Origin of the sequence: Streptomyces sp. NBC_00704, assembly GCF_036226605.1 — a bacterium.
GTDB lineage: Bacteria > Actinomycetota > Actinomycetes > Streptomycetales > Streptomycetaceae > Streptomyces.
Genome location: NZ_CP109000.1, coordinates 6,571,851 through 6,592,821, shown reverse-complemented (window position 1 = coordinate 6,592,821; position 20,971 = coordinate 6,571,851). Strand labels below are relative to the sequence as shown.

General features: G+C 69.8%; 13 protein-coding genes. 9 read left to right on the top strand and 4 right to left on the bottom strand.

Annotation, left to right across the window (positions count from 1 at the left end; genetic code table 11):
• The first annotated feature begins 202 nt into the window (after positions 1–202).
• The 3 genes from OG802_RS28595 (at position 203) to OG802_RS28585 (ending at position 7,228) form a co-directional block, all read left to right on the top strand.
• The gene (locus OG802_RS28595; protein ID WP_329416962.1) at positions 203–1,396 is read left to right on the top strand and encodes an IS30 family transposase; all 1,194 of its coding nucleotides are present in this window, start codon (positions 203–205) and stop codon (positions 1,394–1,396) included.
• 216 nt (positions 1,397–1,612) lie between these two features.
• Positions 1,613–4,771, top strand: a complete 3,159-nt coding sequence (locus OG802_RS28590; protein WP_329415033.1) for a DUF1349 domain-containing protein — start codon at positions 1,613–1,615, stop codon at positions 4,769–4,771.
• A gap of 114 nt (positions 4,772–4,885) precedes the next feature.
• A complete protein-coding gene (locus OG802_RS28585) occupies positions 4,886–7,228 on the top strand; it encodes a right-handed parallel beta-helix repeat-containing protein (protein ID WP_329415031.1) in 2,343 nt (780 codons plus the stop codon).
• Positions 7,229–7,750: 522 nt separating this feature from the next.
• On the opposite strand, the gene OG802_RS28580 is transcribed toward OG802_RS28585, so the two are convergent.
• Positions 7,751–8,932 (bottom strand): MalY/PatB family protein, encoded by a 1,182-nt coding sequence (locus OG802_RS28580; RefSeq protein WP_329417464.1) that lies wholly within the window; start codon positions 8,930–8,932, stop codon positions 7,751–7,753.
• A gap of 425 nt (positions 8,933–9,357) precedes the next feature.
• Between OG802_RS28580 and OG802_RS28575 the strand changes: the two genes are divergently transcribed.
• The 5 genes from OG802_RS28575 (at position 9,358) to OG802_RS28555 (ending at position 14,175) form a co-directional block, all read left to right on the top strand.
• Complete coding sequence (locus OG802_RS28575) at positions 9,358–10,209, top strand: response regulator transcription factor (protein WP_329415029.1); 852 nt, start codon at positions 9,358–9,360, stop codon at positions 10,207–10,209.
• Positions 10,210–10,253: 44 nt separating this feature from the next.
• Positions 10,254–12,545 carry a sensor histidine kinase gene (locus OG802_RS28570; RefSeq protein ID WP_329415027.1) on the top strand — a complete coding sequence of 764 codons (2,292 nt, stop codon included), beginning with the start codon at positions 10,254–10,256 and terminating at the stop codon, positions 12,543–12,545.
• A 150-nt stretch (positions 12,546–12,695) separates the two neighbouring features.
• On the top strand, positions 12,696–12,842 hold the full coding sequence (locus OG802_RS28565) for a hypothetical protein (protein WP_329415025.1): 147 nt from the start codon (positions 12,696–12,698) through the stop codon (positions 12,840–12,842).
• A gap of 126 nt (positions 12,843–12,968) precedes the next feature.
• The gene (locus OG802_RS28560; RefSeq protein WP_329415023.1) at positions 12,969–13,403 is read left to right on the top strand and encodes a hypothetical protein; all 435 of its coding nucleotides are present in this window, start codon (positions 12,969–12,971) and stop codon (positions 13,401–13,403) included.
• Positions 13,404–13,560: 157 nt separating this feature from the next.
• The gene (locus OG802_RS28555; RefSeq protein WP_329415021.1) at positions 13,561–14,175 is read left to right on the top strand and encodes a hypothetical protein; all 615 of its coding nucleotides are present in this window, start codon (positions 13,561–13,563) and stop codon (positions 14,173–14,175) included.
• Positions 14,176–14,517: 342 nt separating this feature from the next.
• On the opposite strand, the gene OG802_RS28550 is transcribed toward OG802_RS28555, so the two are convergent.
• Positions 14,518–17,880, bottom strand: a complete 3,363-nt coding sequence (locus tag OG802_RS28550; RefSeq protein WP_329415019.1) for an alpha-L-rhamnosidase-related protein — start codon at positions 17,878–17,880, stop codon at positions 14,518–14,520.
• A 689-nt stretch (positions 17,881–18,569) separates the two neighbouring features.
• Here OG802_RS28550 and OG802_RS28545 point away from each other — a divergent pair.
• Positions 18,570–20,000: a glycoside hydrolase family 43 protein gene (locus tag OG802_RS28545; RefSeq protein ID WP_329415018.1), complete on the top strand. Its 1,431-nt coding sequence runs from the start codon at positions 18,570–18,572 to the stop codon at positions 19,998–20,000.
• A 332-nt stretch (positions 20,001–20,332) separates the two neighbouring features.
• On the opposite strand, the gene OG802_RS28540 is transcribed toward OG802_RS28545, so the two are convergent.
• On the bottom strand, positions 20,333–20,524 hold the full coding sequence (locus OG802_RS28540; RefSeq protein ID WP_329415016.1) for a hypothetical protein: 192 nt from the start codon (positions 20,522–20,524) through the stop codon (positions 20,333–20,335).
• Positions 20,525–20,599: 75 nt separating this feature from the next.
• Positions 20,600–20,737, bottom strand: coding sequence for a hypothetical protein (locus OG802_RS28535; protein WP_329415015.1), 138 nt, complete (start codon positions 20,735–20,737; stop codon positions 20,600–20,602).
• Positions 20,738–20,971 lie beyond the last annotated feature (234 nt).

Genomic DNA, 20,971 nt, shown 5'->3' with positions numbered 1-20,971 from the left:
AGTTGCGGGGATCGTGGATTTTGAGGTGTTGAAGGCGAAGTTCTTCGAGGCGCTGGATCGGGAGGACGGCGGCATCACCGCTGCCGCTCGCGCAGTCGGAGTGAACCGCAATACGGCGTTCGGATGGGCCCGTCAGGCCGGTGTCCGAGGTCGCGGCAAGCCCGGCACATCCGGGCATCCCGGTCGGGCGGAGTACGAGCGGCTGCGTGCGGCCGGAGTCCATCGCCGCGATGCCGCCGCGCAGGTCGGCGTCCACGAGCGCACCGCTCGGGACTGGGACCAAGGGATCCGGCAGATCGGCCACTCGCGCCTGCATGCAGACGGCCGCCTGATCGACTATACGACCGGTGTGATCACCATCGTTACTGCCGCGTCGAAGCCGTCCGTTGCCGCGGTCGAGGCCGGGCTGCACCCCCGTTTCCTCACCGTGGCCGAGCGGGAGCTGATCGCCGACATGCGCCGTGAGGGCCGCTCGCTGCGCGCGATCGGACGGGCACTCGGCCGGCCGGCCTCCACCGTCAAGCGTGAGATCGACGCCCGTGCGGTCAACGGCGTCTACCGGCCGCACCAAGCCCAGCGGGCATGGGCGAAGAGCCGGTCGCGTCCAAAGGACTCCAAGCTGGCCCGGGAAGGAGCGTTGCGCGACTTCGCTACGGCCAAGCTCCAGGAACGCTGGTCGCCCGAGCAGATCTGCCACGCTCTGCTCATCGAGTTCCCCGACGACGAGAGCATGCGCGTGAGTCCGGAGACGATCTACCAGGCCATCTACGTCCAGGCCCGCGGCGGACTGCGCCGCGAGGTCGCCCTGGCGCTGCGCACCGGACGCACCCGCCGCAAGCCCCACCGCAGCCCGGAGCAGCGCACTCGCCGCTTCGTCGACGAGATGGTGATGATCTCCGAGCGGCCGCCGGAGGTCGAGGACCGGGCTGTTCCTGGCCACTGGGAAGGCGATCTGATCGTCGGCCCCCGCAGCGAGAGCGCGATAGTGACCCTGGTCGAGCGCTCCACCCGCTACGTCCTGCTCGGACATCTGCCCGGCGGGCACACGGCCGAGGAAGTCCGCGATGTGCTGGTGCCGCTGATCCAGACCCTGCCCGAGCACCTGCGTGGCTCGCTGACCTGGGACCAGGGCTGCGAGATGGCCGCGCACAAGCAGTTCACCGTGGCCACCGGCGTGCCAGTCTACTTCTGCGACCCCCACTCGCCCTGGCAGCGCGGATCGAACGAGAACACCAACGGCCTGCTGCGGCAGTACTTCCCCAAAGGCACCGACCTCTCCGCGCACAGTCCCGCAGACCTCGAACACGTTGCCCAGCAACTCAACGGCCGGCCACGCAAAACGCTCGGCTGGAGAACCCCAGCCGAGCGCCTGCGTGATCTACTGACGGCCGCATAAGCCATCAGGTGTTGCGAGGACCCCGAGAATCCGCCGACAGGCCGGGGGCGTTCGCATGCACTGATCGACTCCGGCCGGGGCCACATGCACGATCTCTTGACGAAATTCATATGACGACTAACGTTACATCGCCCTTTCCCTTCCCCTCCCGTCGCCGGGTTCTCCCTGCCCGCCGTGGGCACCGCAGGCCCCTCTGAACCACCCGGAAGGTGTCACGTGCGAACAACCCGTATCCGTCCCGCGGTTCCCTCCCGTTTCAGATCATGGCTGGCCACAGCCGCCGTCCTCACCGCCTCGAGCGCGGCAGTCCTCGCCCAGGCCGGCCCCGCCTTCGCGGCCGGCACGACGCTCTACGCCTCACCGAGCGGCTCCGGCACCGCCTGCTCCGTGAAACGGCCGTGCTCCGTCACCCAGGCCAAGACCAAGGTGCGGGTAACCCACAACTCCATGAAAGGTGACATCACCGTCGAGCTCGCCGACGGCGCCTACCGGCTCTCCGCGCCGCTCGCCTTCACCTCGGCGGACTCCGGCACAGGCGGCCACACGGTGATCTGGAAGGCCGCGCTGGGCGCCCACCCGGTCATCACCGGAGCGCAGAAGGTTACTGGCTGGACCGTGCAGGACTCGGCCGAGAACATCTGGAAGGCTGACGTCGGCACCGGCTTCGACACGCGCCAGCTGTCCGTCGACGGCGTCCTGGCCACCAGGGCCCGCACCGCGGTCGCCCGCTCGGACCTGACCGCGACCACCAGCGGCTACACCTTCACGAGCAGCTCGCTGAGCTACCTCAACAGCCTGGCCCGGCCCGGCCGGACCGAGATCCACGGCATCGGTTCCTTCACCGACCGCTATGCCCCGGTGACCGGCATCAGCGGCGGCACCATCACCATGGCCCAGCCCTCATGGAACAACAACACGTTCGGCTACGACACCCTGACGAGCCCCTTCCGGGCCGGCCCCCTCTACATCGAGAACGCCTACGAACTCCTCGACACGGCCGGCGAGTGGTACCTCGACACCGCTGCCGGCACCTTGTACTACAAGCCGCTCACCGGGCAGGACATGAGCAAGGCCGACGTCGAGGTGCCGAAGCTGGAGTCGCTCATCAGCGTCGGAGGAACGTACTCCTCCCCCGCCACCCACATCGCCTTCTCCGGGCTGCAGTTCTCGGGCACCAGCTGGCTGGACCCCACCGCCCACGGCTACGCCAGCCAGCAGACCGGCGCGTACATATCCGATGCCTGGGACCGCCCGTCGGACGCGCTGACCTCGTGCCAGAGCGGCTGCCCGCTCTTCGAGGCGACCCGCCCTCACTGGAAGCAGATGCCCTCCGCCGTTCAGGTCTCGGCCGCCGACCACATCACCTTCACCGGCAACCGGTTCACCCAGCTCGGACAGAACAGCCTCGGCATCGGCAACGACGCCAACGCCCACACCACCGGCGTCGGGCTCGGCGCCCGCAGCATCACAGCGACCGGCAACGTCTTCACCCAGGACGCGGGGGGCGGCATCGCCGTCGGCGGCGTTCGGGCGGACGCGCACCACCCCGGTGACCAGCGGATGACCAACCGCGACATCACGCTGAGCAACAACCTCGTCCATGACGTCGCGCTGGAATACCGTGACATGTCCGCCATCCTCGTCACCTACGTGAACGGCGCGACCGTCTCGCACAACGAGGTCTACAACCTGCCCTACTCCGGCCTCACCATCGGCTACGGCTGGGGCGCCAACGACATCGGCGGCAGCCAGGACTACGTCGACCGGGGCCTGTACGACTACCAGCCCACCTACACGACCGCGACCACCGCCGCGAACAACCACATCACTGACAACTACATCCACGACCTCATGCAGCAGATGACCGACGGCGGCTGCATGTACACCCTGTCGGCGTCACCGGGCAGCACCTTCGAACGCAACTACTGCCACAGCAACAACGGCTGGTTCGGCTTCTACCACGACGAGGGCTCCCGGAGCTTCACGGACACCCACAACGTCTTCCGGAACACCGGCGAATGGGGCCACGAGAACAGCAGTGCCACCAACAACACCGGCGCCCTGACCCTGACCGACAACTGGACGAACAACAGTTCCGCGAACATCACCAACACCAACGGCCGCGGTGACGTGGTCAGCGGCACCGTCGTCGTCAGCGACGGCAACTGGCCGTCAGCCGCCAAGACGATCATGAACAACGCCGGTATCCAGCCCCGGTACCGTCCGCTGACCACCGACCCCGCCGGCTCCCCCTACAGCGCCTACTCCTCCACCCCCGCCGACACCGGCCAGAGCGGCGGCCACGTCACGATCACCGACGCGGGCAAGGACATCTGGGGTGCCGGCGGACAGCACGACGACGAGTACGGCACCGTCTTCCGAAGCGGGGCAGCTGTCGACGGCACCTCGGTGACCGCCCGGGTCGACAACCTCGACAAGACCAGCGGCTGGGCCAAGGCCGGCGTCGTCCTGCGCAACGACCTCACGGGCAACGGCTCTTCCGCCGGTTACGCGGCCGTGGTGGTGACCCCGGACAACGGCGTCAGCTTCCAGCGGGACTCCAACGCCGACGGCTACCTCGACCAGCTCACGTCCACCGCCGCCACCGTCGGGGCACCGGTCTGGTTGCGGCTCACCCGCACCGCCACCCGGGTGTCCGCCTCCTACTCCACCGACGGATCCACCTTCACCCAGGTCGGCTCGACGGTGACCCTGCCATCCATGGCGACCACGCAGGACGCCGGCGTCATCCACACAGCCCACAGCACGACCGCCGGCAGCGCGACCTTCAGCAACCTGCAGATCGTCACCTCTCCGTACAAGGCCTACAGTTCGACCCCGGCCGCCGTCAGCCAAAGCGGCCAAGTGACCTCCCTGACCGGCGCGGGCATCGACGTGTGGCGCTCCGGCACGCAGTACGACGACGAGTACGCCGCCGCCTACCAGGCGGGGGCCGCCGGAACCTCCTCGACAGTCACCGTCCGCGTCGCCGGTCAGGACAAGACCAACAGCTGGGCCAAAGCCGGCCTGATGCTGCGCAACACCATCGCCTCCGCCGGCTCGTCCGCCGGGTACCTCGCCCTCGCCACCACCCCCGGCAACGGAATCGCCCTGTCGTCGGACTCCAACGGCGACGGCTACCTCGACACCAACACCGTCAAGACCGGAAGCGCCACCGTCGCCCCTGTCTGGCTCCGCCTGGTCAGAAGCGGTACGTCGGTCACCGGCTCCTACTCCGCCGACGGCGCCACCTGGACCACTGTCGGCACCGCGTCCCTGACCGGGGCGAACAGCACCCTGGACGCGGGCATGTTCTCCACGGCCCACGCCGGAACCATCGGCACCGCGAACTTCAGCCAGTTCTCCGTCAGCTGACGACGCGGTCCGGAGCACGATCCCCGAAACGAACTCCGCGTGCCGGTGCGACCTCCACACCGGCACGCAGAGCGTCGTCACGTCGGTCCCATACACACGTCGAAAGTGGAGTTGATGCGCAAACACGGAGTGCTCGCGGGCGTCCTGGCGACGGCCGCGCTGGCTGCCGGGCTGGTGGTCAGTGGTACGGCGGAGGCGGCAGCAGCGTGCACCTTCTACGTCTCCGCGTCGGGAAGCGACGGCAACGCCGGAACCTCACCGGATCGCCCCTGGGCGACCTTGGAACGGGCGCGGGACCACATCCGACAGCACGAGCTCAACAAGGACATGCAGGCCGACCTCCGCGTGTGTCTGCGCGGGGGCCGGCATACCCGGACGGCCACCTTCGACCTGACGGAGGCGGACTCGGGTTCCAACGGGTTCGAGGTCGTCTACCAGGCGTATCCGGGTGAGGCGCCCGTCGTGGACGGTGGCAAGGCCGTCACGGACTGGAAGCGGGTGACCGACCAGCCTTACTTCGTGGCCGACGTGCCGGAGTCGGCGGGCTACGCCGACTACTTCCGGCAGCTCTACGTCGGCGGCCGGCGGGCTCAGCTGGCGATGGGCAAGGGCATCACGGGCAACGGCTTCTTCGATGAGGCATCGGTCCCCAACCCGCCGGCCGACCCGGAACGGCCGACCCGCTCCTACGACGGCGTGCAGTTCCCGGCGGCCGGCGTTCCGGCGTACACCAACGTCCGCGACATCCGGTTGCTGCACATCGCGATCGGCTTCAAGATCGACTACTTCCCCGTCGCGGACATCAGCGCGAGCGGCGCCAACAAGCGGGTGCGCCTGGCGCAGCCGCACTTCCAGGCGCGGCTCAACCGCGACGACGGCTTCTCGCTGGACTACAACGACACGTTCTACGTGCTCAACGCGTTCGAGGAGCTGGACTCCCCCGGCGAGTGGTATCTGAACCGGGCGGCGAACAAGGTGTACTACTACCCCCGGCCGGGAGAGGACGTCAACCAGGCCGGGGCGTACGTGCCGGTGGTGGAGACACTGGTGAACGTGGCCGGGTCCAGCCCGTCCGCAAAGGCGAGCGCGATCGCGTTCGACGGCATCACGTTCGAGCACGGCAACTGGCTGCTGCCTCGCGACCGGTTCATCGGCGGTTCGCAAGCGGAGGCGCAGTACGCGGACGACCCCTTCAAGGATCCGAGCTACGACGGCTACGGCGGTGAGGTGCCCGGTCAGATCAAGCTGACCAACGTCCGCGGCATCACCTTCACCGACAACACCGTGCGCAAGATGGGCAGCGGCGGGCTGCAACTGCTGACCGGAGCCGAGGACGTCACGGTCACCGGCAACCTCTTCCACAACCTGACCGCGGCCGGGATCATCGCCGGCCGCTGGATGGACGTACACGTCGACGGCGCCCGGCGCACCAGGAACGTGACGATCAGCAACAACGTGGTGACCGACACCGGTGACGACTTCTTCCCGGCGACCGGGATCAGCCTGATGAACACCTACAACGTGGCGGTCACCCACAACCTCGTCTACGACACCGCCTACATGGGCTTTCATCAGCGCAAGGCAGAGGAGCTCAGCCTCCTCGACGGGGTCGACGGGATCGGCAAGACGACGTTCAGCCACAACGAGGTGTACAACGCCACGTCCAAGGTGCCCTGGGGGGTGCACGACTCGGGAGCCGTCTACTCGTTCGGGTCGTGGCCGGGCAGCGAGATCAGCCACAACTACCTGCACCACTCGACGTCGACCGCGAACTACTACAGCGACAACCAGAGTTACCGGACCCGCTGGGACTACAACGTCGGGCAGGGCGGCCGGTTCGACTTCTCCCCACGTTACCGCCGGCCGCTGTCCGTGAACGCGTCGCACAACTACACCGACTTCGCCGACAACTGGCTCAACGGGGCCATCTACGACGGCGACGGACGACCGCACGTGGTGACAGATGGCACGTGGCCGACCGAAGCGCGGACCATCATGAACCAGGCGGGCCTGGAACCGGCGTACGCCGGACTGCGGTGGAAGGTGCCCAGGGAGAACCTGGCCGACCACTCCACCGTGTCCCGGCGCAGTGCCTGGAACAGCGACCTCGGCAAGCTCTGGGACGGCGTCACCGAGACCGGCGAAGCCGGCTCCGACGAAAACGAGTCCTGGGTGCAGTTCGATCTCGGCGCCGACTACGAGCGGTTCGCCTTCACCCTCCAGCAGGACGACTGCTGCGACTGGATGACCACCCACTGGAAGGTGCAGCGGTGGAGCGCCAGCCAGAAGGCCTGGATCGACATCATGCCCTACCAGGCGATCAACACGGCGGAGCCGGTCGTCTACCGACCGCCGGCCGACGTCGCCACCACCGACATCCGGCTCTACGTGCGCAACAGCAACCAGAACGGAAAGGTCGGCGTACAGGAGTTCAGCGCGACCGGCGTGCGGAAGTAACGGCCTCACCACCACGCGGCGGGCTCGAGCGCAGCGGGCGGGTGCACCGGGTCGTGCGCCCGCCTGTCTGCATTGCACTGCCGCCTCGCGAGCTCCTCGCGCCGACCCCCTTGTGGCGGGTGGATCGCTGGGCCAGGGAACGGGCGACGGAGGAAGTCTTCGGGATCGGGACGGAGTTGCTCTCTGTCTGGCCCTGCTGGTGTTCTGCCTGATCGAACGCCAGGTCCGCCGGGCCCTCGGAGGCGACCAGAGAATGCGGGGCATCTGTCCCGGCAACAAGAAAGTACAACCCACCGGCTGGATGATCCTCTACCACCTGTCCGATCTGCGACTACGGAGCGGCAGCGGCACAGACCCACCCGTCGTCGCCATCACCCGCGGCATCCGGCTCCACCTGCTCGACATCCGGCCTCCGGGACGCGGCACGGCACTGCGGCGGCGCACGGAACGGGCGGTCACCTGCGCAGTCCTGCTGCGCCGACCGCAGAGGCTGCCCATCACGTCCCAGTCGAGTCGACGAGCTCACAGTGCGGAGGCCATCCTGCGGACCCCCTCGGCGAGGATGTCCGGAGAGGTGGCCAGGTTCATACGGACGAACCCCGCGCCGCCCGGCCCGAAGGCGATCCCGGAGTTGACGGCGATCCGGCCTCGTTCCAGGAAGACGGCCGCCGGGTCGTTGCCAAGGCCCAGTTTCCGGCAGTCCAGCCAGGCCAGGTAGGTGGCCTGGCCTGGGCGGCAGCGCACGGTGGGCAGGTGGGTGGACAGCAGCTCGCCGAGCAGCCGACGGTTTTCGTCCAGTCCGGCCAGCAGGCTGTCGAGCCAGGCACCGCCCTCCCGTAGGGCCGCGGTGTGGGCGATGACGCCGAGGTGGCTGGGACCGTGACCGACTTCCTCGGGGAGGCGGGCCAGGTCGTCGGCGGCCTCGGGGCCGGCGACGGCGAGGGCGGCCTTGAGACCGGCGAGGTTCCATGCCTTGGAGGCGGACATCACCGACAGGCTGTTCTCCGCGCCCGGCACGCTCAGGAAAGGAACGAAGGAGGTTCCGGCAGCCACGAGGGGAGCGTGGATCTCGTCCGCCACGACGCGCACGGCGTACCTGCGCGCAAGCTCGGCAACATCGGTCAGTTCAGTGGCGGTGTGTACGGCGCCGGTCGGATTGTGCGGACTGCACAGCAGGTACACCGGCTGCCTGCCGCGACCGGTGGCTTTCTGGAACGCGACCTCCAGGGTGGTCAGGTCGATCCGCCCTTCCTCGGTCAGCGGCGCCTCGACAACCGGCCGGCCGTCGTTGCGGATGAACTGATAGAAGGGGGGATACACGGGGCAGTTGACCACGACGGGGTCCCCGCGGCCGGAGACCAACTTGAGCATCTCGACGATGCCCAGCATCACGTCAGGGACGATCGCCGTCCGCTCGACAGCCAGGTCGTCCCAGTCCCAACGTCGCGCGGCGAAGTCCGCGAATGCCTCGGCATAGGCGGTTCCGGCCGGATATCCGGTATCTCCGCGGTCCACCGCACTGTGGATGGCTCGTGCAATGGGCTCGGCGACCGGCACGTCCATCTCCGCCACCCACAGCGGCAATACGTCGTCCTGGTAGGTCGTCCACTTCATACTCGTGCGCTGCCGTAGCTGCTCGAGAGACAGCTGCCGCAGGGGGTTCACGCCGCGAGTTCCCGTGAGGTCCTTCAATGAGTCATCCATGAAACGAAAATAGACCGCATCTCGCGCGCATTGTTTGCCTTTCTTGCGCTGTCCGCCTCCGGGGCGGCAAAGAGTCACCCAGTGTGGAGCGCGATTCCCCAGCAGCCCAGGGCGCGTCTTCAGCACGGCACGTCCGCCGGTCTCGTCGGGAACGTCGGCCACGAAGGCCTGAACGTGTCGCTCGTCCCGGGTCCAGCGCACCCAGGGGCCGCCGTCATGCGGATCGGCGGAGCCTGATTCCCGTGGCCTGGTCGCGTGCACGGCCGGCGAACCGGGCATGCCCGTTCCCCTCTCCGGCCCGACGGCGCGTCGCGCTGCCGCGGTTTGCCCGAAGGGTCCGGAGCCGGCGGAGTTCGCGGGCATTGACCTACTCCGCCGCGGTCCGGGCCGGTAGCATGCGGCCGCGAAGCGGACAGAGGGGGACCATGTCGGCGTCCGGGGACACGGAACACCAAGGGAACGGCGGACCCGGCGGGCGCCGGGAGAATGCCGGGCGCGGCGGGCGCAGCGAGTCCAGGATCGCCGTAGCGGCGGTCGACGACCATCCGGTGGTCCTGCTCGGTCTCCAGGCGTACTTCGCCGAGCACACCGCCGACATCGAGCTGGTGCACGTGGCGCCCGACGTGGAAGCCCTCCTCGCCGGGCTGGAGCCGCCCCCGCCTGCCGAGCCGTCGGAGGGCGCCCTGCCCTGCGCACCACCTGGCCCGCCTCCCGGCGCACCAGCGGGGGTGTCCCTGGACATGCCCTCGGTGGTCCTGCTCGACCTGCGGCTGCGAGACGGCAAGGCCGTCGACGACAACGTCCGGCGCCTTCGGGCCGCCGGAGCGCGGGTGCTGGTCTTCACCACCGAGCACCGGCCCGCCGCGGTGCGCAGGGCGCTGGACGCGGGGGCCGTGGGCCTGGTGCTGAAGGAGGACCCGGAGGCACGACTGGTGGACGCCATCCGCGCCGTGCACGGCGGGGAGCCCTATCTGTCCAGTCGGCTCGCACACGCCATCGTCACCGATCCGCGCGGCGCCGTCCGCCTCAGCAGTCAGGAGCGCCGCGTCCTGGAGCTGATCGCCCGAGGTCTGCCGCACCGCCAGGTGGCGCGGATGCTGCACATCACCGAGGACACCGTCCGCACGTACCGCAAGCGTGCCATCGAGGCGTACGCCGCCGCGGGCGAAGGGCTGTTGGAGGACAGCCGGCAGCTGGTGTGGCGTGCCGTGGCCGACGGCCACATCGACCTCACACCGACTGCGTCCGACGGCACGCCGGACACCCCGGGGTGGTGACACCGAACGCCGAGGCGCCGAGGCCGGGAACCTACCGCCATGGCGTGTGGTCCGGTCTTCAGCGCGCGATGGCGGCGGTCACGGCGCTGTTCGCGGTGAGCTGGTCGATGCTGCTGGTGTCATCGGGCGGACGGCTCGCGCCCGCCGTCCTCGCCACTGCCGTGGTGGTCACCGCGCTGGCGGCCGTCCTGACGGTGCGCGGCGCCCTCGTCCGGCTGGGCTATGGCGATGTGTGGGCGTCCGTGGGCGTCTCGCTCGTCACGGAGGCGGTGTTCGCGGTCGAGCGGCCGTCGCTGATCGTCGTCGGGCTGCGCTGCGAACCCACCGCCGTCGCCGTGCTGCTGGCGATCGGGTTCGGACCGCGCCGGCTCGCGTGGCCGGTGTCCTCGGCGGTCATCGGTGCGCAGATCGCGGCGAGTCTGCCGACGGACGGTCCGGCTGCCGCGGTGCAGGGCGCCTGGCCGGTGCTGGCCGCCGCGGTGGCGGCCGCGGTGCTGGGCCCACTGCTGCGCACCGCCGGAGCCCGTGCCGACGCCGCCCAGGAACAGACGCTGACGGCAGGCGCCACGGCCGCACGAGCGAAGGCGCGCCGGGAGGCGCATCACCGCTTCCAGGACCTGCTGCACGACGAGGTGAGTTCCGCGCTGCGCGCGGTCAGCATGCCCGGGATCGCCACGACGCAGGTGAGGCAGGCATGCCACAGCGCCGTGGACGCACTGCTGCGGGCGCCTGCCGCACCAGGGCAAGATGCCGACCTCGCGGCCCTGCTCGCCACGCTCACCGCCGGAGGCGGGCCACCTCTGAGCGTCGAGGTCTCGGGGGCCGTCCCGGTGCCCGCCGAGGTTGCCGAGGCCGCCCTGGGTGCGGCGGCCGAGGCGGTGCGCAACGCGGTCCGGCACGCCGAGGCGCAGGCGCTGAAGGTCCGGCTGCGCGGGGACGAGCACGGATTCGTGCTCTCCGTCGCCGACGACGGGGTGGGGTTCTCCCCGGCCGGAGTGCACGTGTCCTCGATGGGACTGCGCAGATCGGTGCTGCGGCGGATGGCCGCCGTGGCAGGCACCGCGGAGGTGCACAGCTCCCCCGGCGACGGCACCACCGTACGGCTGGTCTGGCAGCGGGCCCGGGCGCGGGCGGTCCGCACAGGCGAGGGCCGCGGGGCCGTCGCGGAAACCCCGGACCGGATGTCGAGCATCCGCACCGCGGTCGGGGACATCCGCCGGCCGCTGGCCGCCGTCTGTGTCCCCTATCTGCTCGCCACCGGGGCCGTCGCCGCGATCCACACCGTGCGGACCCCGCGGGTGAGCTGGCTGATGGTGTGGTACCTGCTGCTGGCCGCGGTGACCGTGGCGTTGCTGTTGCGCGCCCAGAAAGGCATCGGGGGGCGCGCGGCCGCCGCCGTGAGCGCCTTCGCCGTCGGCGGGGCGGTCGGCAGCTTCCTCGTGATCCCCACGTCCGGCATCGCCGATGACACCTCCTGGCCGATCGGCGCGGTCACCCCGCTGCTGACCGTGCTGGTGATCGTCCGGCCACCGTGGGAAGCCGTGCTGGCGCTGGTACTGGAACAGGCGGGGGTCGTCCTGGTGCTGCTGGCCGGGCCGCCGTTCGCCGACTCCTGGGGCGAGAGTGCGGCGAAGGCGGTGCCGGCGTTGTTCGCCCCGGCGCTGGGTGTGGGCATGGGGCTGGCCATCGGGCAGACCGTGGCCCGGCTGGGCGCGGCGGTGATGCGAGCCAACGCCGGGCGGGCGGCCTCGGCCGCTGTGGAGTCCGCCCGACAGGCCCGCGAGGCGGTGCACCGCAGACGCCTGGCCGACCTCGACGAGGAGATCCTTTCCTTCCTGCGCCGTACCGCCTCCGGGGATCTCTCCCCGCAAGCGTCACAGACCCGGGTCCGGGCGCGGATGCTGGATCTGGCCGTCCGCGACGAGCTGCACCTGCCCGGTGCGCTCGGCCGCTCCACCCGTGAACTGCTGGGCGCGGCACGCGCCGAGGGCTGCGTGGTGACCATCCAGTCGGACGCCGACCATCCGCCCCCGCCGGATCTGCTGCGTCGCCTGCTCACCTCCGCGCTGGGCACGAAACCGGCCCCGGAGGAACTGGTCCTCAGCGTGGAACCCCGGCCAGGCGCGCTCTCGGTCGGCCTGGTGACGCTGCCGGGGGACCCGGAGCGGGCCGCCGCCCTGCGCAAGGCCCTGGCGGAAACCTCCGCGGTCGTCGAGGACGGCAGGGAGTCCACCTGGGTCGAGGTCTCCACCCACGCGGGCGGCGTCGCGGCCCCGTCGTCTACCGGTGTCCCCATTGATGGGGACAGCGCGGTCGGTGCCGCGGCGACAGGATGACCGTACGACGGGCGGCCGTTGGGGGGATGGCCGCCCGTCGGTGACAGGTATGCGGGCCGGACCGCGCTGCGGCCCGCCCGGACGGTCCTGACCGGGACGGCCGTTGCTGCGCCCGGTCCGCAGCGCACCGAAGGCAAACGGGAGGTGGCCGTGGCTACGGCTGAGGAATACGAACGGGTGCTCCGCAAGGCGGAGTTCGGCGGCAAGCTCAACCAGCAGGAACTCGACCTGCTCAAGCGCCTGTACCGGGAGGTCGGCGAGCGCGGAAACCGCGCACGCAAGATCATCGACGGCTGACAGGACCGCGGTCGGCCACCGGGCGTCCGCGGCGGCTCTCCGCGACCGGCCGCCTGCCCCGATCCCCTACTCACGGCTTTCACGGCTTTTCACCGCTTTTCACGGCAGAACGGAACCAAGGAGATCATGGTGGGGTTCTTCGGAAGCAAGTCCAAGCGTTCCTCGGCGGTACGGGACTGGTCCACCGGCCCGGTGGTGAAGCAGAGCCCCCTCGCGGCCGATGCGCCCGACGTGCTGGCGTTCGCCGTCGAAGCGGCCAAGCAGGCGGACCGCCCGGCCGGTGTCGACCCGGAAAAGGTGCTGGCGGCGATCGACAGGCTGCTGGCGGGCCAGATGGACGCCTACGCCGCTGCGCTGTCGGGACTGGACGCCGGACAGACGGCGCAGATGCGCGAGTCGCTCTACGCCAGGCCGGACTTCCGCTTCGAGATGTTCTTCGACGGGCTGACGTACTTCGGGTCGAACGGCATCGCGATGTGCAACGGGCTGGTCGAGCAGTGGGGAAAGTTCCAGTCGGTGATCGTGGGCCTCATCGAGAAGGGCGAGTTCGACCGGGGCTGAACGGACCGGCGGCCGGCCGGGGCGACGCCGCCCGGCCGGCCGCCGGTTCGTCCTCACGCCACTGCGGACGCACCGGCCGCTACCCACGTTCCCCCCGGGCCCACGGCGGCAGGTCCGGATCAGACCGCGGGCCGGTCGCATCACGAGAGCCGGAGTCATGCGCAACGCGATCAAAGTCCTGTTCGCCCTCGCCTGCTTCTACGTCTTCTGGAAGTTCCGCAACACGACGCTGGGGCAGAGCAGTTTCATCGTGTCCGTCATCGGCCTCTTCATCGACGACTGGTTCATGAACCGCCTGCGCGACGGTGTGCCGCGCCGCACCAGCGTGCCGCAGCGGCACGAAGACGCCGCGCCACAGCCCCACACCGGCGATGGCGGGCGGCCCCCGGGCGGCGTAGGCGACTACCTGGCGGTCGTGGTGACAGCCGTGCTGTCGGCCGTGATGGCGGACTCCTTCTTCCTCACCACCTGGCTCGACCTGCCGCCGGCAACGGGTTCGGCCGGCGCCGGCGGTCCGGCGGTCGCCGTGAAGGTCGTCGCCTCCCTACTGGCCATGGCCGTGGCGGTGGCGGCGCCCGTGGTCCTCGCGGCCGTCACCTACCTGACCTGCGCGGAGTGGCTGGCCGACCGCTCAGGCAGCCCGCACCGCAACGGCGGATGCCTGGCCCTCTTCCCTGCGGCCCTGCTGGGCGTCGCGGCATACGGGCACTTCTACCTGGCCTACGAGTTCTACCAGTTCCTCGGGGCGCTCCGACCGACGGACTGGACCTGACCGCCGCACGCTGCGGACTGTGCCTGCTTGCTCGTGGTGCAGCACCCGCGCCTCGCACGACAGTCGGTACGGGAAACGGAAGCTCGTCAACGCGCTGCTCCACCGGAGCCGCACCGGCGGGCGACGGTGGTGCCGGCCGTGTCCGTCGGGGCGCATCAATCCGGTCACGCCGGCGGCGGCCTCGGTGCGTGACACGCCTGCGGTCATACCGACCGGAGCCACGGTCAAGCGGCCGTTGATCGCGTACGGCCGCTGAAGGCGTCAGCTTCGCTGTTCGCGAAGGCCTGCCGTCCGGGCACGCGGGTGTGTGCCCGGACGGCGGGCCACTGTGGCTGTGGCGTGTCAGTCGATGCCGATCTCGGCGAGTTGCAGGCGGAACTTGGTGGACTCGTCGGAAGCCGGGGCGCCGAGTCCGGTCGCCGTCAGGCGCAGGTAGCGGCCGGTGACGGAGGTGAGCGTGTAGGTCTGGGCGGCTCCGCTCGGGTTGGGCTGTCCCGTGACGGTGCGGGCGGTGGTGTAGGTGCCGGATCCGTCGGGGCGGGTCTGCAAGGTGAAGTCGACGGGGAAGTTCGCCGAGCCGCCGCCGGCTCCGGCGGCGTCGGTGCGCGGGTGGAGGGTGACGGAGCCGATGGACCGGTCGGCACCGAGGTCGACCTCGATCCACACCGGGGTGGCGCTGACGTCGGCGGCGGGGAAGTCGATGCTGGTGAAGCCCTTGGCGCCGGTGACGCTGGTGGTGGTGCCCTCCAGAATGCGGGTCTTGCCCCAGTCGCTGTTCTCGAGCGTGTAGTTGGCCGTGACGGTGGTCGCGGCGGTGGGGACGGTGAGTTCGGCGAGTTGCAGACGGAACTTGGTGGACTCGTCGGAGGCGGGGGCGCCGAGCTTGGTGGCCTGGAGGCGGACGTGGCGGGCGGTGGTGGTCTTGAAGCCGTACGTCTGCACCAGCCCCTGGGGGTTGGACTGTCCGGTGACGGTGCGGGCGGTGCTGTAGACGCTGGATCCGTCGGGGCGGGTCTGGACGGTGAAGTCGACCGGGAAGTTCGCGGTCCCGCCGCCGGCCGCCGGGGTGTCGGTGCGCGGGAAGAGGCGTATGGCGTCGAGGTCGGTGTCCGCACCGAGGTCGATCTCCACCCAGACGGGGTTCGCGCTGACGTCGGCGGAGGTGAACTCGTTGCTGGTGTATCCCCGGGCGCCGCTGACGCTGGTGAGCTTGCCGTCGGTGAGCCGGTTCTTGCCCCAGCTGGTGTTCTCCAGGCTGTTGTTGCCGGTGACCGGCCGGTTCAGGGCGAGGTTGTCGAGGCGGCCGGTGCCCGTCGCCACGAACGTCCAGGCGCCCGGCTGGACCTTGAAGTAGACGTACGAGGAGTCCTTGCCGTCGTAGCTCAGGCCGCTGACGCCGCCGGTGGAGGAGCCGCCGGTGAAGACGGTGGTGCCGTTGGCCTTGATGACGGGCTGGGAGCCGCCGTAGGTGGGCACGCCGACGCGAGCGGTCGTTCCGCTCGGCGAGGTGAGCGTGAGGGTCGCCTGGGCGCCGTCGCGGGTGATGCCGAAGCGGATGTCACCGTTGACGGTCGGTGTCACGGTGTTGATCTTCGTGAGGGTGCCGGTCTGGGGGGTGACCTCGTAGGTCTCCCAGCCTGCCGTGGTGGGGCGGACGCCCGCGGCGTAGGCGGAGAGCGCGTACAGCGGGCCGCCGTTCCAGGCGTGGTTGTCGGTGCCCTGCGACTTGACCCACACCTCCCACAGGGTGTGGCAGGCGGGGTCGGCGGCCTGGGCGGCGTAGCGGTTGCGCATCCGCTCCTCGGCGACGGTGGCCGCGCCCATCAGGTACAGCGCCTCCAGGACGTAGAACTCCGTGTAGGGGCTGGCGTTGAGGTGGGTGCGCAGCACGTTGGTGATCGCCGGGTAGTGACTGGGGGCGGCCAGGCCCGCGACGACGGCGAGGGCGTTGGCCCGGTCGTCGGTGTCGCCGGTGTAGCCGGGCGAGCGGTACTCGTTCTTGGTGGAGTTCCACAGCAGGGTGTCGAAGTTGGCCTTGATGCTGGTGCGCTGGGCCTGCCAGCCGGCGACGTCGCCGGTGTTGCCGCTGAGGGCGGCGAGCTTGGCGGCGGTGTCCAGGGCCAGGTAGTACCAGCAGTTGTTCAGGACGCGGGTGTCGATGTCGGTGCCCCAGTCCTGCCAGTCCCAGTCACCGGCGCGGTGGGTCACCAGGCCGTCGCTGCCCAGGCTCCACAGGTCCAGGTACTTCTTCACCGCCGGGTAGGCGCCGGTGACGGTGCTCGTGTCGCCGGTGTAGAGGTGGAACGTCCAGAACGACCACACCGAGGCGAGCATCTGGTTGGGCAGTTCGCCGGTCCAGATGGTCGAGGGCATCGGGGAGTAGAGCGCCCCGGTGTCCTTCGCCCAGGAGGCCAGCTGGGAGATGGCCTTCTTGCCGAGGGCGTGGGAATTGGCGTCGAAGGTGTAGAAGCCTTCCTTCAGCTGGTTGACCACATCGCCCCACCACTGGGCGCGTTCGCGGGTCGGGCAGTCCATGTAGTTGTCGCGCATGTTGACGTACATGGTGCGCGCGGCCTTGGTCCACACGGTGTCGAAGAGGGCGTCGTTGCTGGTGAACGACCCGGCGAAGTCGGTGTCGTACCCGGACTCCCGGTACTTCAGGTCCACGATGGTCACGCCCGCCGGGATGGTGTACCGCACGGCCGTACCGCTCATCCAGCCCAGCGCCTCGAACTCCTGGACCCCGCCCGTGCAGACGTAGGTGGCGCGCACGTTGAAGATGGTCTTCTGGTCGATGCCGACCAGGCCCTTGCCGTCGTCGTAGTGGTCGGTCTGGACGCCGATCACGGCGCCGGCCGGGGCGTTGACCTTCAGGTAGGGGGTGACCTGGATGTTGGACGGCAGGGTGGCCGAGATGGCCGTGGAGCCTTGTCCGGCGCTGGGGAGTGACGCGGCGTTGGTGTAGGACTTCAGGCCGGAGTAGCGGAACTGCGGGATCGGCCGTTCGACGAGGCCGTTCCAGGGAGCCGTGCCGGCGGCGCCGAAGTCGGTGGGCGCGCTCCAGGCGCTGTCGTCGAAGCCGGTGGACTGCCAGTCGGCCATGGCGGTGGCGTTGCGGGCGTCGTAGTAGACGTTCGATTCCGGCAGCCGGAAGTTGACCTGGGTGCCGCTGGTGTTGTTCGCGTAGCCCGGGTGGACCTTGTGCTTCCAGCCGGTGTCGCTGACCAGCCGGGTGGTGGTGGAACCGGTCTCGATGTCCGACTGGAACAGCAGACCGCCCTTGCCGCTGCTGCTGTGCGAGAAGCCCTCCTTGCCGAAGTACCGCACCAGCAGCGCCACCGTGTTGGTGCCGCTGGTCAGGTACGGGGCGAGGTCGATCTCGTCGTAGTAGGTGTCCGTGCGGTTCGGACCGCGCTTGAGCCCGCCGTCGAAGACCACGAGCGTGCCGTTGACCCACAGCCAGTACTTCGAGTCCGTCGCGATCTGAGTGACGGCCTTCGAGGGGGCGGAGCCCAGGGTGAACGTTCTGCGGAAGGCCACCCACTGGTTCGCCGAACTGGAGGGAGCCCAGATCCACTTCGCGGTCCACGAGACGGCCGCGGACGCGGTCGACGCGAGCCCCGGCAGGAGCAAGGAACCCAACGTGGGGGCAAGCGCCACGGCTATGGCCGAGCGCAGAGCAGAACGGCGCGTCACATCGTGCATCGCGGGCTCCTAAGAATTGTGCGGAGAGCGGAGAGCGGGGAGCGGGGAGCGGGGAGCGGGGAGGGCAGCGAACGGGGCGGCAGCCCGGGGTGGAGGCGGGGCGGAATTTTCGCTTCCCACGGTTCTGAATCGTTTCAATCACATGTTTGCAGGCGTGATCCTGACGTCGGCGCAGGCGTCGTGTCAATGGCCGTGCAACCGGAATCTCCGTGTGCGGCCCGCGCGATGGCGGGAGGTCTGCGCAGTTCAAGAGTGTGGAGTGTGGAGTCCTCCACCGCGGTGAGCGGTCGGGAGCGCCGTGTTCGGGGCCGAACCGGCCAGTTCCATTGACGAACTCCCGGTCGGCATTTATCTTCTGCACGAACTTGCGAACGATGTTCGATTGTTCGAACCCTGGCTGCCGGAAGGGGCAGCCCGCGTTGCGCGCCCGTCGCCGTCGCACCTCTGTGACAGCCCTGTCGGGCTTCTCCGCTGTCTCGTCACCCGGCCCGCCATCGCGGGGTTCCGGTCGCTGCCGCACCCACGCGAAACCCGCGACGCCTCGGCCGCTGATGACGCAACAGGCGACGTTCCGCCCCCACGGAGCCGGTACCTCCCCAACGGCACGGAGGCCGGGCCTCGTCCCCGCCTCACCTGCACCTGCCCTGCACCTGATCACGGCACTGTCTGCACTACGAACAGGAACGCACATGCCCGCGGTTCTCTCCCGGCTGGCAGCGACATTCGTCGCCGCCTGCCTGCTCTTCACCGCCCAAGTCGTGAGCACACCCCAGCGGGCCGCCGCCGCGGATCCGGGATACCTGATGACGCACTTCATAGGGGAGGGCTCGACCGGTCAGCAGATGTACTTCTCGTACAGCGCGGACGGCCTGAACTGGTCCGACCTCAACGGCGGTGGGATGACCCTGCGTTCGACCGTGGGCACGCGCGGAGTACGCGACCCCGCACTGGTGCGCTCGCCCGACGGCAGCAAGTACTGGATCATCGCGACCGACCTGTGCATCGGCTGCGGCCAGTCGTGGTCGGACTCCACGTCCAACGGCAGCCGCAACCTCGTGGTGTGGGAGTCGACGGACCTGGTCACCTGGTCGCAGCCGTGGCTGCTCAACGTCGCCGGAGCCATCCCCGACGGGCGCAACGCCTGGGCCCCGGAGGCGATCTGGGACCCGGCCACCAGCGACTACGTCATGTACTGGGCGACCAACGCCACCCTCGACGGTGTGCTGAAGCACCGCATCTACTACGCCCGCACCTCCGACTTCCACACGATCACGACACCGCAGATCTACATCGACCGCCCCGGCACCCAGGGCATCATCGACACCCAGATCGTCGAGGTCCCCTCCGGCGTCGGCGACTACCGCTACGTGCGGGCCTCCGGCGACGGCCAGATCACGCTCGAGGGCAGCAACTCGATCCTCGGGACCTGGACCGCCATCGGCAACCTCTCCGGCATCGGCCTGACCGGCTCCCAGGTCGAAGGCCCGATGTGGATGAAGTTCAGGGACCGCAACGAGTGGACCCTCTACCTCGACCAGTACGCGGCCGGAAAGGGATACATGCCGGTCGCGACGACCAACCCGTCCGCCGTCGGGACCTACCGGCTCCCGACGTCGGGAACCTACTCCATGGGCGGCACCAAGAAGCGCCACGGCTCGATCCTGAACCTGACGGCCGCGGAGGACGCCCGGATCCGGGCCCGCTGGGCGGACACTGCGGCCAAGCGGCTGCAGTCGTTCAACTTCCAGGACCGCTACGTGCGGCACACCAACTTCGACGTCCGCATCGACCAGAACGTCACCAACGACGACGCCAGATTCCGGCCGCGACCGGGTCTGGCCGGCTCCGGCACCGTCTCCTTCGAGTCGGTCAACTTCCCCGGCTACTACCTGCGCAGCGACGGAGCCGACTTCCAGCTCGTGCACAACGACGGCACCACCCAGTTCGCCGACGACGCCACCTTCCGCCAAGTCGCCGGGCTCGCCGACTCGACCTGGTCCTCGTTCCAGTCGTACAACCATCCCGACCGCTACATCCGCCACTACGCCTTCCAGTTGAAACTCGAAACGATCACCACCGCTACAGCACGCGGCGACGCCACCTTCCGCCTGACGAGCTGACCGGACAGGTGCCGGTGCCCCTCAGCACGGCCTGTCCCCGGCGTGCGGCAGGTGCTGGTCATCTGTCCAGGGCGGGTTGACGGGGCTTCACCTTCGTTCGTTCGGCCGTTGCCCGTCGGCGTGGTGGTCTTCATCGGACTCGGCCGGACTGAGGCAGCCAAGCCGCTTCACGCGCGTAGGGCCCCGGAGCGCAAGAGCACGCAAGTGCACGTGCGCTCCGGGGCCTACGGGATCTGGATGCGCCGGGAGTCACAGAAGCCGCCCCTGTCGGCGGCTTCGCGCCCACTCGTGCCCGGCGTGTGCGCGCGGCCCCGCCGGTCACCGACCGGGGGTCATCCGACCGCCCCGACGGCGTACAGCACGCCCGGCGCCGCCATGGCCGCGCCGATCGCGCGGAACGCCAGGGTGTTGCCGCGCTCGAATCGCTGTCCGGTCCGGCCGCCCGCCCGGGCCGCGAAGGCGGGCCCGAAGACGGCCATGACCGCACCGCTCACGGCTACGAGCAGACCTGCGACGGTGTGCACCGTCTCCTCCTCCGTGTCGGGGGGCAGGCGCGTCCGAGGCCGCGCCTGCTCTTGTCCTGTCGTCCTGCGCGGCCCCTACCTGCTCCGGCGGCGGCTCCGGACGAACAGCGCGCCCATGACGATCGCGGCCACCAGGAACATGCACACGGCCAGGTAGGGCGACCAGGAGGGCCCGTCGGGCCGCTCGTTCGCCAGTCGGACCCATGCGTGCACAGCGATTGACTCCCGAGTCTGAAGGTGTGTTCGGCGGTCCCGGTGCCCCGGCACCGGACGAGCACATGACGAGTAGAGGACGAGTACCGGCCGAGCACAGGAGCGTGTACCCGGAGCGGTCGAGGGCATCCCCTTCCGGTCGAGGCCGGTGCCGTGACGGAGTCAACTGCCGGTCAGTCGTGCGCCGTTGCTGGGACTCACCCCGCCGGCCGGACGGCGTCGGGGCAGGGGCGC

Bases quoted from the DNA above. Each gene is read 5' to 3' on its own strand.
- OG802_RS28545 (WP_329415018.1), top strand. From the start codon at position 18,570: ATGCCCGCGGTTCTCTCCCGGCTGGCAGCGACATTCGTCGCCGCCTGC.
- OG802_RS28580 (WP_329417464.1), bottom strand. From the start codon at position 8,932: ATGGATGACTCATTGAAGGACCTCACGGGAACTCGCGGCGTGAACCCC.
- OG802_RS28575 (WP_329415029.1), top strand. From the start codon at position 9,358: ATGTCGGCGTCCGGGGACACGGAACACCAAGGGAACGGCGGACCCGGC.
- OG802_RS28585 (WP_329415031.1), top strand. From the start codon at position 4,886: ATGCGCAAACACGGAGTGCTCGCGGGCGTCCTGGCGACGGCCGCGCTG.
- OG802_RS28560 (WP_329415023.1), top strand. From the start codon at position 12,969: ATGGTGGGGTTCTTCGGAAGCAAGTCCAAGCGTTCCTCGGCGGTACGG.
- OG802_RS28550 (WP_329415019.1), bottom strand. From the start codon at position 17,880: ATGCACGATGTGACGCGCCGTTCTGCTCTGCGCTCGGCCATAGCCGTG.
- OG802_RS28555 (WP_329415021.1), top strand. From the start codon at position 13,561: ATGCGCAACGCGATCAAAGTCCTGTTCGCCCTCGCCTGCTTCTACGTC.